The 13,653-nt window shown below is 63.0% G+C and carries 13 protein-coding genes and 1 pseudogene; 8 read left to right on the plus strand and 6 right to left on the minus strand.

Translation table 11 applies throughout. From position 1 onward, the window contains the following. Nucleotides 1–12: 12 nt before the first annotated feature. Complete coding sequence (locus NKK47_RS16950; protein ID WP_023677064.1) at nt 13–2,013, minus strand: protein-L-isoaspartate(D-aspartate) O-methyltransferase; 2,001 nt, start codon at nt 2,011–2,013, stop codon at nt 13–15. A gap of 298 nt (nt 2,014–2,311) precedes the next feature. Between NKK47_RS16950 and NKK47_RS16955 the strand changes: the two genes are divergently transcribed. After that, entirely contained in the window at nt 2,312–4,723 is a 2,412-nt protein-coding gene (locus NKK47_RS16955) for a phosphoketolase family protein (protein WP_352577661.1), read from the plus strand. Then, entirely contained in the window at nt 4,723–5,904 is a 1,182-nt protein-coding gene (locus tag NKK47_RS16960; RefSeq protein WP_352577662.1) for an acetate/propionate family kinase, read from the plus strand. Before NKK47_RS16955 ends, NKK47_RS16960 begins: the two co-directional genes overlap by 1 nt. A gap of 37 nt (nt 5,905–5,941) precedes the next feature. Here NKK47_RS16960 and NKK47_RS16965 read toward each other — a convergent pair. Then, nucleotides 5,942–6,097, minus strand: a pseudogene (locus NKK47_RS16965) (histidine kinase); the annotation flags it as partial. 161 nt (nt 6,098–6,258) lie between these two features. Then, nucleotides 6,259–6,474 carry a KTSC domain-containing protein gene (locus NKK47_RS16970; protein WP_352577663.1) on the minus strand — a complete coding sequence of 72 codons (216 nt, stop codon included), beginning with the start codon at nt 6,472–6,474 and terminating at the stop codon, nt 6,259–6,261. 112 nt (nt 6,475–6,586) lie between these two features. On the opposite strand from NKK47_RS16970, the gene NKK47_RS16975 reads away from it, so the two are divergent. Beyond that, nucleotides 6,587–7,189 (plus strand): alpha-ketoglutarate-dependent dioxygenase AlkB, encoded by a 603-nt coding sequence (locus NKK47_RS16975; RefSeq protein WP_352577664.1) that lies wholly within the window; start codon nt 6,587–6,589, stop codon nt 7,187–7,189. A gap of 54 nt (nt 7,190–7,243) precedes the next feature. On the opposite strand, the gene NKK47_RS16980 is transcribed toward NKK47_RS16975, so the two are convergent. After that, nucleotides 7,244–7,708, minus strand: a complete 465-nt coding sequence (locus NKK47_RS16980; protein WP_352577665.1) for an NUDIX hydrolase — start codon at nt 7,706–7,708, stop codon at nt 7,244–7,246. Between the two features lie 119 nt (nt 7,709–7,827). Between NKK47_RS16980 and ku the strand changes: the two genes are divergently transcribed. The 4 genes from ku (at nt 7,828) to NKK47_RS17000 (ending at nt 11,146) form a co-directional block, all read left to right on the plus strand. After that, nucleotides 7,828–8,661 (plus strand): non-homologous end joining protein Ku, encoded by an 834-nt coding sequence (ku, locus tag NKK47_RS16985; protein ID WP_023677071.1) that lies wholly within the window; start codon nt 7,828–7,830, stop codon nt 8,659–8,661. A 93-nt stretch (nt 8,662–8,754) separates the two neighbouring features. Then, nucleotides 8,755–10,155, plus strand: coding sequence for a PAS domain-containing HWE histidine kinase family protein (locus NKK47_RS16990; RefSeq protein ID WP_352577666.1), 1,401 nt, complete (start codon nt 8,755–8,757; stop codon nt 10,153–10,155). Nucleotides 10,156–10,230: 75 nt separating this feature from the next. Then, a complete protein-coding gene (locus tag NKK47_RS16995) occupies nt 10,231–10,602 on the plus strand; it encodes an avidin/streptavidin family protein (protein ID WP_352577667.1) in 372 nt (123 codons plus the stop codon). 127 nt (nt 10,603–10,729) lie between these two features. Further along, entirely contained in the window at nt 10,730–11,146 is a 417-nt protein-coding gene (locus NKK47_RS17000) for an HD domain-containing protein (RefSeq protein ID WP_352577668.1), read from the plus strand. Between the two features lie 31 nt (nt 11,147–11,177). On the opposite strand, the gene NKK47_RS17005 is transcribed toward NKK47_RS17000, so the two are convergent. Next, nucleotides 11,178–11,588 carry a DUF427 domain-containing protein gene (locus tag NKK47_RS17005; RefSeq protein WP_502898210.1) on the minus strand — a complete coding sequence of 137 codons (411 nt, stop codon included), beginning with the start codon at nt 11,586–11,588 and terminating at the stop codon, nt 11,178–11,180. Nucleotides 11,589–11,651: 63 nt separating this feature from the next. Next, nucleotides 11,652–12,554: an alpha/beta fold hydrolase gene (locus tag NKK47_RS17010; protein ID WP_352577670.1), complete on the minus strand. Its 903-nt coding sequence runs from the start codon at nt 12,552–12,554 to the stop codon at nt 11,652–11,654. 243 nt (nt 12,555–12,797) lie between these two features. Here NKK47_RS17010 and NKK47_RS17015 point away from each other — a divergent pair, with 243 nt between their 5' ends. Further along, nucleotides 12,798–13,613 carry an endonuclease/exonuclease/phosphatase family protein gene (locus tag NKK47_RS17015; protein ID WP_023677076.1) on the plus strand — a complete coding sequence of 272 codons (816 nt, stop codon included), beginning with the start codon at nt 12,798–12,800 and terminating at the stop codon, nt 13,611–13,613. Nucleotides 13,614–13,653 lie beyond the last annotated feature (40 nt).

The following is a 13,653-nucleotide window of genomic DNA, read 5'->3' on the forward strand; positions in this document are numbered from 1 at the left end:
GGTCCAAATTCGCTACAGCCCGAAAGGATAGGTCTCGGGAAGGCCTGTCCCCGCATGTTCCGGCCCAAGCGGCGTCACGGCACTGGTTTCATCGAACCAGACGAAAGCATCGAACTGGCGGGCGAGCGAGGCGTCCGCATAATGGCTGTGGAGCTCGGTTTCGGGCCGGTAGATGACGCCGATAAAGCGTTCCAGCCGGCGCTCCAGAAGCCGTTCGCGCAGCGTGTCGTCGCGATCGAAATCGAGCAGGAAAGGCGAGACGCCGCTGTCGTGGCAAAGCCGCTCATAGCTGTCGTTGTGGGAAGGCCGAACCGGTTTCACTTCCATGTCGCCGTCCCAGTCGGTGGCGGCGGCCACCGTCCCGGAATGCGTACTGAGCCCGATCAAGGCAACCTCGTCGCCAAAACGCTGGCGGCAGAGCTGGCCGATATTCAGTTCGTCCCTGACGATCCCCATTTCGGTATAGCGGGCATCGCCGATATGGGAATTATGTGCCCACACCACCGCCTTGGCGTTCGGGCCGCGGGCCTGCAGCAGGTGCTCCAGCGTTTCGAACATATGGGTGTCGCGCAGGTTCCAGGATTGCGCGCCGCCGTAATACATGGTGCGGTAATAGCGCTCGGCGGAGGCGACCAGACGGGCATTCTGGCTCGCGTCGAGGAAATCGATGCCGTCCTGCTGCGCGTAGTCGAGCTCTCTGGAAAGCAGTTCCCGGCATTGCTCGAGCACGGCCTTCTCGCATTTCTGGTAACCGGAGGTGAGTGCGACACGGCCATAGGTGGCCGGGTCGTTCTGCCACGGCGTCAGGCAGCCATAGCGTTCGCGCGCGATCCTCGCCGCCTGCGGATCGACCCGGTCGAGATATTGCAGGACCGCCGCAATCGATCCACCCATATTGTAGATGTCGAGGCCATAGAACCCGGCCCGCCGGGAGGATAGCCTGATCCGCTCATTATGCTGTCGCATCCAGTCGACGAACTCGGCGACGTCGGTGTTGCGCCACATCCAGGTGGGAAAGCGCTGGAACGGCGGATCTGCGCCAGGCCGCGGCGGCCGATGGCGGACGTAGCGGTCGATCGCCGCGGCATCGGGCCAGTCGGCCTCGACCGCGACGATGGTGAAGCCATGCTTCTCGATCAGCCTGCGAGTGATCGCGGCGCGCGCACGGTAGAACTCCGACGTGCCGTGGCTGGCTTCGCCGAGCAAGACGACGCGGCGGTCGGCAAACCGGTCGAACAGCGCACCGAAGGCCGGATCGTCGAAATCCGGAAGCGGTTCGGCGGCGGCCGCGATCATCTGCGGCAGGCTGCTCCTGCGCTGATGCCGGTGCGGAAGATCGGCCGCTATCTGGCTGTCGCTGCCTGGCTCGCCCCAGCCTTGCTCGCCGATCAGCGGAACAAACCGCACGCCGCCGAAATCCTCCTCAGTGTAGGTTGCGGCGCCGGTACGGGTGACCTTGAGCAGGCGCTGCGAGTCGAATTCATCGCCGACCGGGATGACAAGCCGGCCAGCGACGTCGAGCTGTTCCTGCAGAGCGAGCGGTGCGCCGGGTCCGGCGGCCGCAACCAGGATCGCATCGAAGGGTGCCGCCTCGGGCCAGCCTTTGGTGCCGTCGCCGGTGCGGACTTCGATATTGTCGTAGCCAAGCTTTTTGAACCGCTGCCTTGCCGTTTCAGCCAACGCGGCGTGGCGCTCGATCGTGTAGACGCGTTCGACGATCCGGCTCATTACGGCAGCCGCATAGCCCGAGCCGGTGCCAACCTCGAGGACGTGGTCGCCGGCTCCGACCTCGGCCATTTCGATCATGAACGCAACGATGTAGGGCTGCGATATCGTCTGACCTTCGGCGATCGGCAGCGGCCCGTCCTCATAGGCGAATTCTTCAAAGCCAGGATCGACGAAAGCCTCGCGCGGGACCTCGCGCATCGCCTGAAGGACATTGCGGTCGCGAATGCCACGGCGGCTCAAGTGGATGTCGACCATTTGGTTGCGGGCATGGGAGAGATCGAGCATCTTTTTGCTCCTCCTATGGGCCTCCGCTACAATCGCCCAAGCTGCTCAACGCCACCTCGGCCGGCTCGTATCTCAGGGCCTCGGCAGTCCCTTTGGATCCAAGCAATGCGGTGCATCTCCCTAACCGTTGGCAAGCCCCGAGGTTCCCCAAAAGACCGACCCGCTTTTGTCCGGCGAGGCGGGTTGCAGGATCGGCAATCGCTAGCCACGCCGCCCAAACTTATTTCAAGGCAAATCCTTTCTCCGACGCGACGCCACTCCAGATAACGACGGACGAGGGTATTCCGGAGGCATTTCCATGAACGACGAGGTCCGCACCGCTGCGCACACGACCGGCCTTGACCAGATCGATCTGATGGACCGCTACTGGCGCGCCGCGAACTACATCTCGGTTGGCCAGATCTACCTGCTCGACAATCCGCTCTTGCGCGAGCCCTTGCGGCCCGAGCACATCAAGCCGCGGCTGCTCGGCCATTGGGGCACGACGCCCGGCCTCAATTTCATCTATGTGCATTTAAACCGGATTATCCGTGAACGTGGTCTCGATGTCCTGTTCATCTGCGGCCCGGGTCACGGCGGCCCGGCAATGGTCGCGAACAGCTGGCTCGAGGGCACCTACAGCGAAATCTATCCCGAGGTCGGCGGGGACGAAGACGGCCTGCGAAAGCTGTTCCGGCGGTTCTCGTTTCCCGGCGGAGTGCCGAGCCACGCGGCTCCGGAGACACCCGGCTCGATCCACGAAGGCGGAGAGCTCGGCTATGCGCTGGTCCATGCCTTCGGCGCCGCCTTCGACAATCCGAACCTTGTGGTTGCCTGCGTCGTCGGCGACGGCGAAGCCGAGACCGGCCCGCTCGCCGCGGCCTGGCATTCCAACAAGTTCCTGAACCCTGCATCCGACGGTGCCGTCCTGCCGATCCTGCATCTCAACGGCTACAAGATCGCCAGCCCGACGATCCTCGGCCGCATGGAAGACGAGGCGTTGCGCAGCCTGTTCCTCGGCTATGGCTACGAAACCTTTTTCGTGGAAGGCCATGAGCCTGCCCCGATGCATCGGGAGATGGCCCGCACGCTCGATACCGTGCTCGGCCGGATCCACTCCATCCAGGAGCCCGCACGAGCCGCGGGCTGGAAGGGAGAGCGGCTGCTGTGGCCGTTGATCGTGCTGCGCAGCCCAAAGGGCTGGACTGGGCCGAAAGAGGTCGACGGCAAGAAGGTCGAGGATTTCTGGCGTTCGCACCAGGTGCCGGTGTCGAATGCACGCGGCGATGCGGCGCACCGGCAGATCCTCGAAGACTGGATGCGCAGTTACGAGCCGGAGATGCTGTTCGACGAAGGCGGCCATCTACTGGCGGAGCTTGCGGCGCTGGCGCCAACAGGACCAAGACGAATGGGCGCTATCCCCTACGCCAATGGCGGCCTGCTGAAACAAGACCTGGTGCTTCCCGACTGGAAAGGCCTGGCGCTCGACGTACCGCGTCCGGGCGGCACTGTCGGGGAGGCGACGCGGACCGTCGGCAGCTATCTTCGCGATGTGATCCGCTTGAACGCCGAGGCCAGGAATTTCCGGCTGATGGGACCCGACGAGACGTCCTCCAACCGCCTCGACGACGTGTTCGAGGTTACGGATCGGGTCTGGATGGAGCGGATCGAGCCTTACGACGTCCATCTTTCCCGTGACGGCCGCGTCATGGAAGTGCTCAGCGAGCATCTTTGCCAAGGCTGGCTGGAGGGCTATCTGCTGACCGGCCGCCACGGCCTGTTCTCGTGCTACGAGGCGTTCGTCCACATCATCGATTCCATGGTCAACCAGCACGCCAAATGGCTGAAGACCTCCGGCGAACTTGCCTGGCGCAAGCCGATCGCCTCGCTCAACTACCTGCTGACCTCGCATGTCTGGCGACAGGATCACAACGGCTTCAGCCATCAGGACCCAGGCTTTGCCGATTTCGTCGCCAACAAGAAGGCCGACACGGTCAGGCTCTATTTCCCGCCCGACGCCAACACGCTGCTGTGGATCACCGACCATTGCCTGAAAACCTACAACCGCATCAACGTCATCGTCGCCGGCAAGCAGCCGGCGCCGCAATGGCTGTCCGCCGAAGACGCGGAAGCACACTGCAAGGCCGGCGCCGGCATCTGGGAATGGGCCGGGACGGTTGCCAAGGGCGAAGATCCGGATGTGGTCCTGGCCTGCGCCGGCGACGTGCCGACGCTGGAGACGCTGGCTGCAGCCGATATCCTGCGCTCGGGCATTCCGGACCTGAATATCCGCGTCGTCAATGTCGTCGACCTGATGATTTTGCAGTCGAATTCCGAGCATCCGCATGGCTTTGCCGATGACAGGTTCGACGCACTGTTCACCAGGGCCAAGCCGGTCATCTTCGCCTATCACGGCTATCCCTATCTCATTCACCGTCTGACTTACCGGCGCGCCAACCACGACAACATGCATGTGCACGGCTTTCGCGAGGAAGGCACGACGACGACGCCGTTCGATATGGTGGTGCTCAACCAGCTCGACCGCTATCATCTGGCGCTCGCCGCGATCGCGCGTGTGCCGGGGCTGGCCGAGCGGGCGAAGGATCTTGCCGCGGCGTTGCACGGGAAATTGGCTGAGCACACGGCCTATGTCCGCGAACATGGCGAGGACATGCCCGAGATCCAGAAATGGTCTTGGCCGCAGGACGGCGCGACGAGGGCCGGCGATTGATGCGACGATCGATCCTTGCGTTGAATGCCGGCTCGTCGAGCATCAAGTTCGGGCTTTACGATCTTGGAGTGTCCGCTGAGCTGGATCTTGCCTCGCGCGGTTCGCTGGATTTGGGCGATGCGCCAAGGCTGACCGCAAAAGCCGCCGATGGGGCGGTGCAGTGCGATCGGCCACTTGCAGCAGACGCATCGCCCGATTTAGGCATCGGCCAGATGCTGCAATGGATCGAGAACGAACTTGGCGGAAGGAAACTCATCACCGCCGGCCATCGCATCGTCCATGGCGGCCGCGACTTCGTCGAACCTGTCCGCCTGACGCCGACAATTATCGAGGCTCTCGACAGGCTGACCCCGCTTGCGCCACTGCACCAGCCGCGCAGCCTCGCGCCGATCCGGGCGCTTGCCGCGTTGCGGCCCGACCTGCCGCAGGTCGGATGCTTCGACACCGCCTTCCATCGGACCATCGAGCCTCTGGTCAGCCGTTTCGCGCTGCCGCGCCGCTATGAGGCAGACGGCATCCACCGCTACGGCTTTCACGGGCTTTCCTACGAATATGTTGCCGGCCGACTCGAGCAGATATCGCCCGATCTGGCGGCAAAAAGAACCATCGTCGCCCATCTCGGCAATGGGGCGAGCCTGTGCGCCATGCGCGACGGGCGCAGCGTCGATACGACGATGGGCTTTTCGGCGCTTGACGGCCTGGTCATGGGCACACGCTGCGGCGCCATCGATCCGGGCGTGCTTTTGTACCTGCTGCTGGAAAGAGGCGTTTCAGGAGAGGCGCTGCAAGACATGCTCTACGAGGAATCCGGCCTGCTCGGCGTGTCCGGTATTTCCGGCGACATGCGCTCGCTGGAGGCCAGCGACGACCGCCGGGCTCGCGAAGCGGTGGAGCTTTTCGCCTTCCGCGCCGCCAGGGAAGTTGCCGCCCTCGCCAACACGCTGGGCGGGCTGGAATGCCTGGTGTTCACCGCCGGCATCGGCGAGCACTCGGCCACGGCCCGCAAGGCAATCTGCGACAGGCTTGGCTGGCTTGGCGTGGCGATCGACGAGGCCGCCAACCGCTCTCATGCCGCGCTGATGAGCCAGGCGGAGAGCAAGGTGGAAGTCCGCGTCGTGGCGACCGACGAAGAAGGTGTCATCGCCCGCCACACGCGCAAGGTGATGGAGGGGCCCGGCTGAGGCGGATGGCCTCGAATGGCGGCGCTTGCTCGACCGGCTACGTCGCGAGGGCGGCCGATCTGTTGAACACGATGGTCACCCGCGTTCCTTTGCCGGGGGCAGAATCCACCTCGAACCGGGCTTTGGCATTTTCGGTCAGCGATTGAGCGATCAGTGCTCCGAGCTTGCCGGGTTTCGGCCAGGTCTCGCCTTCGCTCGGTTTTTTCGGCTTCGGCGGACATTCCAAGCTTTCGATGTTTTGGGTGGGACCATGATCAATATCAGGTCGCTCGCCAACTGCGAAGTCCGCTCATTGCCACCACGCGGCCAGGCATGGCGGAGAGCCGAGATCGTGGTTGAGAAGCGGCTGAAGGCTCACCTCGAATGGCTCTGCTCGACCAGATGGTATTTGTACCGGTCGCGAATATGCTCGTTGAAGAACCGGCCCTTTGACGAGGCTTTGCGGAATGCCGCGTGGACCTGCGGCGGCACGTCCTCGTAATCATAGCGGTTTCCGCTCGGGACGAACCATACGGAGAGGATCCTCGTCGCCGGTTGGTAATCGATGCTTCTGATCGCAGTTGAAGGCATCCTCGACAGGTCCAATCCACGCCGTCGTGTGAATAACCCTGCACTGAGAGCGAGGTTCCTTGCTGCCGAAGCCAGCCTTGCCGCTACGGGCCGGCTTCACCAAATACGGTTGATGCCATCGCCCAAGACATCGGCTGCAGCCCGCCAGGGCGATCTCTTTGCCGCCGCCGACGACCTGCCGGAAGGATTCCGCTACCGGCCCGAACTGATCACGCCGGACGAAGAAGCAGCGTTCGCGAGCCAGCTCGCAACCCTGCCTTTTCAGGCCTTCGACTTTCACGGCCATCTGGCAAATCGGCGGGTGGTCGGCTTCGGGCTGCGTTATGACTACGACCGGCGCGAAGTCGTCGAGGCACCGCCGATACCCGGCTTTCTGCTGCCGCTCAGGGAAAAGGTTGCAGCCTTCGCCCGCCTGCCCGCCGAGACCTTCGTGCAGGTGCTGATCAACGAGTACCGGCCGGGCGCCGGTATCGGCTGGCACCGCGACAAGCCTCATTCCGAGGCCGTCGCCGGTGTTTCCCTGCTGGCCGCCTGCAGCTTTCGCCTGCGGCGGAAAAACGGCACGCGATGGGACCGCAAGACGGTCACCGTCGAGCCAAGATCGGCCTATCTGATGACGGGTGCTGCGCGCAACGAATGGGAGCACAGCATTCCGCCGGTTGCGGAGCACCGCTATTCGATCACGTTGCGCACGCTGCGGCCGCAACGCGCTTAAAGCAGAGCGGTGAGGAAGCCCGAGCACTGCCCTAAGAACTGGGCTGAAACAAATTCATCCGTCGCCATGCCGGCCGGCAAACTCCGCCAGCATGGCGCGCTGGCCTTTCAGGATCTTGAGGTTGGCTTCAGGCAGGGAGAACCAGCCCGCTTTGTCGACTTCGGCAAATTCCTTCATCGAGCCGGACCTTGGCGGCCATTCCATGACGAAGGTGTTGCTGCTGATGGCGTCGCTGTCGAAATCCGTCTCGACGCACCATGCGATGACGAGCTTGCCGCCCGGCTGCCTGTAGCTGCCAAGGCTTTCGAAATCCCCGTCGATGGCAAGACCGAGTTCCTCTTCGGCCTCGCGTTTTGCTGCCGCCAGCTCGTCCTCGTTCTCGTCGACCAAGCCCTTCGGGATCGACCATGCGCCGTCGTCCTTCTTCGCCCAGAATGGGCCGCCCGGATGCACCAGCAAGACCTGGAGATGTCCTTCCCTTCGGCGAAAGATGAGCAATCCTGCGCTGCGTTGGGCCATTCCGCTATTCCCCTGACGAAAATGAAACGAACGTCCGGGCCGGCATATGGAACAGCCTGCCATGGCGGAACGATTTCCGCGCGCAGCCGTTCCGTCCGTTCGACAAATGAGTGATCGACATGGCGACGCCGCGAGCTGCCTGGAAGGGCTTTATGAAAGTCGGATCGGTTTCCTGTGGCGTCAAGATCATCGGTGCCGTCAGCGAGGCCGAGAAAGTGCATTTCAGGATCCTGAACCGCAAGGACGGTCTCCCGGTCAAGAGCGCCTATCTAGACGAGGAGACCGGCGATACGGTCGAGGCGGCGGAGCAGGTAAAAGGCTATGAGGTCGAAAAGGGTGAGTTCATCCATATAGAGCCGGACGAAATCAAGAAACTGAAGATGGTATCGCAGCATACGCTCGAGATCGGCGAGTTCGTGCCTGCCGCCGAAATCGACGCACGCTACCTCGAAAAACCCTACTATCTCGTTCCGGCCGACGCGCCCTCCACGGAGGCTTTCGCGGTGATCCGGGACGCCATGGCCAGGAAAAAGGTAGCAGCCCGCTCCTGCGTCGTGCTGTACCAGCGAGGCCGAGAGGTGCTGATCCAGCCGCTGGGCAAGGGCATGCTGATGACGGAATTACGCAACCACAATGAAGTGGTCGCGGCGGACGCGGTGTTCGAAGGGCTGAAGGCTCGCAAGGTCGATCCCGAGATGCTGGAAATCGCGCAATTGCTGATCGACAAGAAGCCGGCCAAATTCGACCCGTCGAAGTTCGACGATACTTATGAAAAGGCGCTGGTTGCAATGATCGAGGCCAAGCGCAAGGGCAAGAAGCCGCCCAAGCCGGCACCTGAGCCCAAGACGAACGTCATCAATCTCGCCGATGTTCTGCGCAAAAGCCTGGCGCAGGAAGGCGGCAAGGCTCCCAGCAAAAAGCCGAGAACGGCCCCGAAACGCAAATCAGCCTGAATGTCCGAAAGCGGATCGAACGGAACCGAAAACGCTCGCGCGCATTTAGATGACGTAGCAATCCGTCGGCAAGCCAAGCGGAGCGGGGGACTGGTGGACGTCGTTGAACTAAGGACTGGCGGGATCCCGCAAGTTTCCTCCGCCGATCTGATGCAGGCGTTGCCTGTGGCCGTCTACACCACCGACAAACAAGGCTACATCACCTTCTTCAACGAAGCCGCTGCCGATCTCTGGGGATATCGTCCGGTTATCGGCCAGGATCGCTGGTGCGGGTCATGGAAGCTTCGCCACCTCGACGGGCGACCGATGGCGCATGACGAGTGTCCAATGGCCGTTGCCTTGCTCGAGGAGCGGGACGTTCGTGGGGGCCGAGCCATCGCCGAGCGGCCGGACGGCCAACTCATCCCGTTCAGTGCGCATCCGGTCCTGCTTCGCAATGAAGCCGGCGAGGTTGTCGGCGCCATCAACACCCTGCTCGACCTGCGCGTGCAGACGCTGGCCGACGACGCCGGCATAAGGCTCGCCGCCATCGTCGAATCCTCGATGGACGCCATCGTGTCCAAAGACCTGAACGGCATTATCACCAGCTGGAACGACGCGGCACAACGCCTGTTCGGCTATACGCCCGCCGAGGCGATCGGGCGCCCGGTGACGATCCTCATCCCGCCCGACCATCTGGACGAGGAAGCCATGATCATCAGCCGCATTCGCGCCGGCGAACGGATTCCTTCATACGAGACTATCCGGCAGCGCAAGGACGGCACCCTGGTTCCGGTTTCGCTCACCATCTCGCCGATACGCGACGGCATCGGGCGTATCATCGGCGCCTCCAAGATCGCGCGCGACATCAGCCCCCACAAGGAAAGCGAACGGCGCATCCGCACACTCATGCGCGAAGTCAACCATCGCGTTAAAAACCAGTATTCGGTGATCGTCTCGATGATCCGCGAGACCAGCAAGCTGGCGGGTACGCCAGAGGCCTTCCTTTCACGGGTCCGGGAACGCATCATGGCCCTTTCGGAATCGCACGACCTCCTGGTCGATGCGGAATGGCGTGGCGCGACCATCGGCGAATTGATCCATGCACAGACCAAGGCCTTCGCGACACAGGCCCGTCTGTCGATGAGCGGGCCGACGATCATGCTGCAGCCGAACGCGGTGCAATATCTCGGCATTGCCTTTCACGAGCTGGCCACCAATTCGGTAAAACACGGAGCGCTGTCGCACCATGACGGACGGGTCGAGGTCGAATGGACCGTGACCCCAGCCGCCGATGGCAGCGACGGCTTCCGCCTTGTCTGGCGGGAACTGGACGGACCATTGGTGGATGAAAACACGCGACGCGGTTTCGGAACGGTTGTGCTCAAACGCGTCACGCCGCAGGCGCTCAGCGGCACCGGCCGCCTGGAATTCGCCAGGCACGGCATCACCTGGACGCTGGAAGCGCCGCTGCGCTTCGTTCAGATGTCGATGGCTGGCATCGCGGCTGATTGAAGGCCGCTACACCGGCCGCGGCTTGGCGGCCGTGTGGCAACGCAATCCCTTTGGTAGCAATCAGGAGGAGCAGCGATGAGTTGGCTGGGCACCTGGCGGAATCAGTACGGGTCGGTGGTCGAACTGACCACCGAAGAGGGCGGACGGATCAGCGGAACCTTCAGGACGGCGCTAGAGGACAGCGCCTTCTTCGGCATGACCGTGCCGCTGTTCGGAGCCTGCCATGGAGACGTCATCGGATTCACCTGCGCGGCCGAAGGGCGGGTCGGAGCCGCGGCGGTGAGCTATACCGGCATCCTCAGGAACGGGAAGCTGGAGATGCTGTGGCACACCGTTGCGGATGCTGCTTTGTCGGCGGAACAGGAAGGTGCCCCGGCCCGTGCCAGGAAACTCCCCGCCTGGCGCGCGTTTGGAACCAGCCTCGACAGTTTTGAACGCGTCTCCTGACTATCGCGCCCGCCGCCGCGGCATTCAGCTCGCAAGTGAGGCAGCAGGGTTCCCGCGGTGCATCGGAACTCGCGCTGACGATGGCGCGTTAGCCAGGACATGCGCTGTTCGTTACGGGGTCGACCCAATGAGCGTGCTTTATCGCGCAGCGAAAATCGCCGAACAGGCTCATGCCGGGCAGACGGACAAGACAGGGCGGCCTTATATCGAACATTGCCGCCGGGTCGTCGATGCCGTCGAAACGCTCGACCAGAAAGCCATCGCCTATCTTCACGACGTCATCGAAAAAGGCGACGGCTGGAACCGCGACCGGCTTGAGGCGGCCGGGTTCGGGCCATCCATCGTATCGGCCGTCGATGCCATGACGCGGCGGCCGAACGAGGGCGATGCCGCGTTCGTTCGCAGGGCTGCGGCCAGCCCGCTGGCATTGCCGGTCAAGCGCGCCGATCTCGCCGACAATCTATGGCAGGCACGGCAGATCGGTGCCTCGACAGCGAAATACGAAGACGGCCTGCGCATTCTCAGGGAAGAGTTCGCGAGCTGACGGACAGCTGGCGGCTGTCGCCGATGTGGGTCTACTCGGTGACGTGCGGCGTGTGCCGCTTGTCTTCCGCGGGATCGGCGTCGATCCGCGCCCTGCCGGGATCGAACGCACCATGGCGGGCGATCGCCAATGCCGGGGTGTCGGGCGTCTCGTAGGCCCACATGAAGTCTTCTGCCGACGAACCGACCGCATGAACACGCCAATAGCTTGCCGTGCCCTTCAGCGGGCCGTGGCTCGTCGTGTTCGTCTTCTCCAAGAGGTCGAAATAGATGTCCTCGAAGGGTATGTAGAAAACAGGATCATGGCCGTCTTCATAGAGCACCTTTGCCCGCTCGCTCGACGCAATAATGGCATCGGAGAACCGGATGGTCACGGTTCCATCAAACGGGACAATCCTGAGCGGGCCTGGGCGGGGGGCGGAATCTGCGGCTAAGGACTGCATTCGACTTCTCCGTTGACTGCGCTGCCTTCCCGAAACGTACTATCGCCGGTCAGGGTTCCAGTTCTACGCTTCTCCTCTTCCGAAACTGTCGAGGAACCTGGCAAGGTGATCGGCAACGCGCTCGGGTGCTTCGCGCGTCGGAAAGTGGCCGATGCCAGCCAGAAGCTGGCGCTCGTAATGGGCCGTGAAGTATCGTTCCTTGCCTTCGGACGATTGCGGCAGCACAACGCGGTCGGCATCGCCGTGGATCGTCAGAGTAGGCGCGGGAATGGACTTGGCGGAAATCTGGCGCCGGGCAAGATCGGCGTAGCGCGGATCGGGATCGGCTTCGCCCCAGCGAACCCTGTAGGAGTGCAACGTCACGTCGGCCCAATCGGGATTTTCGAAGGAAGCGGAAACGCTGTCAAAAAGCTCTTCCTCGAACCAGCCGGGCGGGCTCCAGCTTTCCCATTGAAAATGCGCGAACGCCTTGCCTTGTTGGCGAACGATCTCGGCGCCGCGATCCGTTGCCATGAACCATTGGTACCAGAATGCCCTGACCTGGCCCAGCGGCGGCGTTGCGAGTTCGCCCGGCTGCCAGCCAAGCGACAATGCCGAGCAGCACCGTATCCGTTCGGGAAATACCGAGGCGAGCAGGTAAGCGATCCGAGCGCCCCAATCGTGGCCGACGACCGCAAAACGGCCGAGGCCAAGTGCGTCGGCGAAATCGATCACGTCCTGAGCCATGGCGGCAATTTCACCGGATCGCATGGTCTCGTCCGACAGGAAGGTGGTTTTGCCGAACCCACGCAGCCACGGCGCAAAGGTGCGGAAGCCAGCACGATGCAGGACAGGCGCAATGCGCGTGAAGGTGGTTGCGTCGTCCGGCCAGCCGTGGAGAAGCAGGACGGGCGCGCCGGCTCCAGGGCCACCGGCGATGTACGCGATGCGCAGCAACGGCGTGGTGCAGAAGGCGGGTGTTTCCATGATCCGGCCATCCCGTTTCGATCACGCCGCATGGCGTCAGATCGTTTTCGGCGCAAGTTTGCTGAACCGCGCGTGGCTGCGATTGTTCCATGACAGAGGCAGACTTCCAGTGAAACCTCACCGCTGCTCGCGGTGGAAGAAGACCGACGGGAACGGTTCTGCAAGGTCGTCGTTGTTTCAGACCTCCGCACGCGCCATAATCGCAATGGCCGCCACTCGCCGACTCAACAGCAAATGGACCACATGCTGGATCGATCGCCTACCCTCCCAAGGTCGCTTGGCGCTGCGCTGCGAAGGGAAGTGCCGCGGTTTGCGGCACCCGGCAATGAAATTTCATGCACTACGGTCGCATCCTACAATGTGCATAAATGCGTCGGCACCGACGGCAGGTTCGATCCGGAGCGGGTCGCGGCCGTGGTCAAGGAACTCGACGCCGATATCATTGCTTTGCAGGAGGCCGACGAAAGAACCGGAAGCAGGCAGGGATTGCTGGATCTCGCAGCACTCGAGCGCGACAGCGACCTCGTCCCCACACACATCCCGGAAAACCGCCGCAGCCATGGCTGGCATGGAAATCTGATCCTGGCACGCCGCGGCGTGGTCGAAAGCGTGAACCAGATCCGGCTGCCCGGCCTGGAGCCGCGCGGCGCGGTCATCGCGGACCTGGAGCTGAAGGGCGTCTCGCTCAGGATTATAGCCGCGCATTTCGGCTTGCTGCGGCGCTCGCGCTCGCAGCAAGCCAACGCACTTGTCGAAGCCACGCACCCGGTTCTGCGGCCAACAATCCTGCTCGGCGACCTCAACGAATGGCGGGTCCGCAACAGGTCTTCGCTGCTGGCCCTGCTGCCGCATTTCGGTCCGATCGATGCGGTTCTGCCGAGCTTTCCGTCGCGCTTTCCGCTGTTTGCGCTCGACCGCATTCTGGCCAGGCCGCCGCACCTGATTTCCAGCATCGAGGTGCACAAGACGCCGCTGGCGCAGCGCGCCTCCGACCATCTGCCCATCAAGGCCCGCCTGAACCTTGACGCGATAAGGCAGCCGCGACTGCAACCAGAATGAACCTGGAGGGTTGTTAGTCAGATTCAGATCGTTTGCTTCG

This window comes from Mesorhizobium sp. M0019 (assembly GCF_040323975.1).
Taxonomy (GTDB): domain Bacteria; phylum Pseudomonadota; class Alphaproteobacteria; order Rhizobiales; family Rhizobiaceae; genus Mesorhizobium.

Coding starts and splice junctions, on each gene's coding strand:
- NKK47_RS17015 (WP_023677076.1), top strand. CDS start 12,798: ATGCTGGATCGATCGCCTACCCTCCCAAGGTCGCTTGGCGCTGCGCTG.
- NKK47_RS17000 (WP_352577668.1), top strand. CDS start 10,730: ATGAGCGTGCTTTATCGCGCAGCGAAAATCGCCGAACAGGCTCATGCC.
- NKK47_RS17010 (WP_352577670.1), bottom strand. CDS start 12,554: ATGGAAACACCCGCCTTCTGCACCACGCCGTTGCTGCGCATCGCGTAC.
- NKK47_RS17005 (WP_502898210.1), bottom strand. CDS start 11,588: ATGCAGTCCTTAGCCGCAGATTCCGCCCCCCGCCCAGGCCCGCTCAGG.
- NKK47_RS16955 (WP_352577661.1), top strand. CDS start 2,312: ATGAACGACGAGGTCCGCACCGCTGCGCACACGACCGGCCTTGACCAG.
- NKK47_RS16995 (WP_352577667.1), top strand. CDS start 10,231: ATGAGTTGGCTGGGCACCTGGCGGAATCAGTACGGGTCGGTGGTCGAA.
- NKK47_RS16975 (WP_352577664.1), top strand. CDS start 6,587: ATGCCATCGCCCAAGACATCGGCTGCAGCCCGCCAGGGCGATCTCTTT.
- NKK47_RS16980 (WP_352577665.1), bottom strand. CDS start 7,708: ATGGCCCAACGCAGCGCAGGATTGCTCATCTTTCGCCGAAGGGAAGGA.
- NKK47_RS16950 (WP_023677064.1), bottom strand. CDS start 2,013: ATGCTCGATCTCTCCCATGCCCGCAACCAAATGGTCGACATCCACTTG.
- ku (WP_023677071.1), top strand. CDS start 7,828: ATGGCGACGCCGCGAGCTGCCTGGAAGGGCTTTATGAAAGTCGGATCG.
- NKK47_RS16970 (WP_352577663.1), bottom strand. CDS start 6,474: ATGCCTTCAACTGCGATCAGAAGCATCGATTACCAACCGGCGACGAGG.
- NKK47_RS16960 (WP_352577662.1), top strand. CDS start 4,723: ATGCGACGATCGATCCTTGCGTTGAATGCCGGCTCGTCGAGCATCAAG.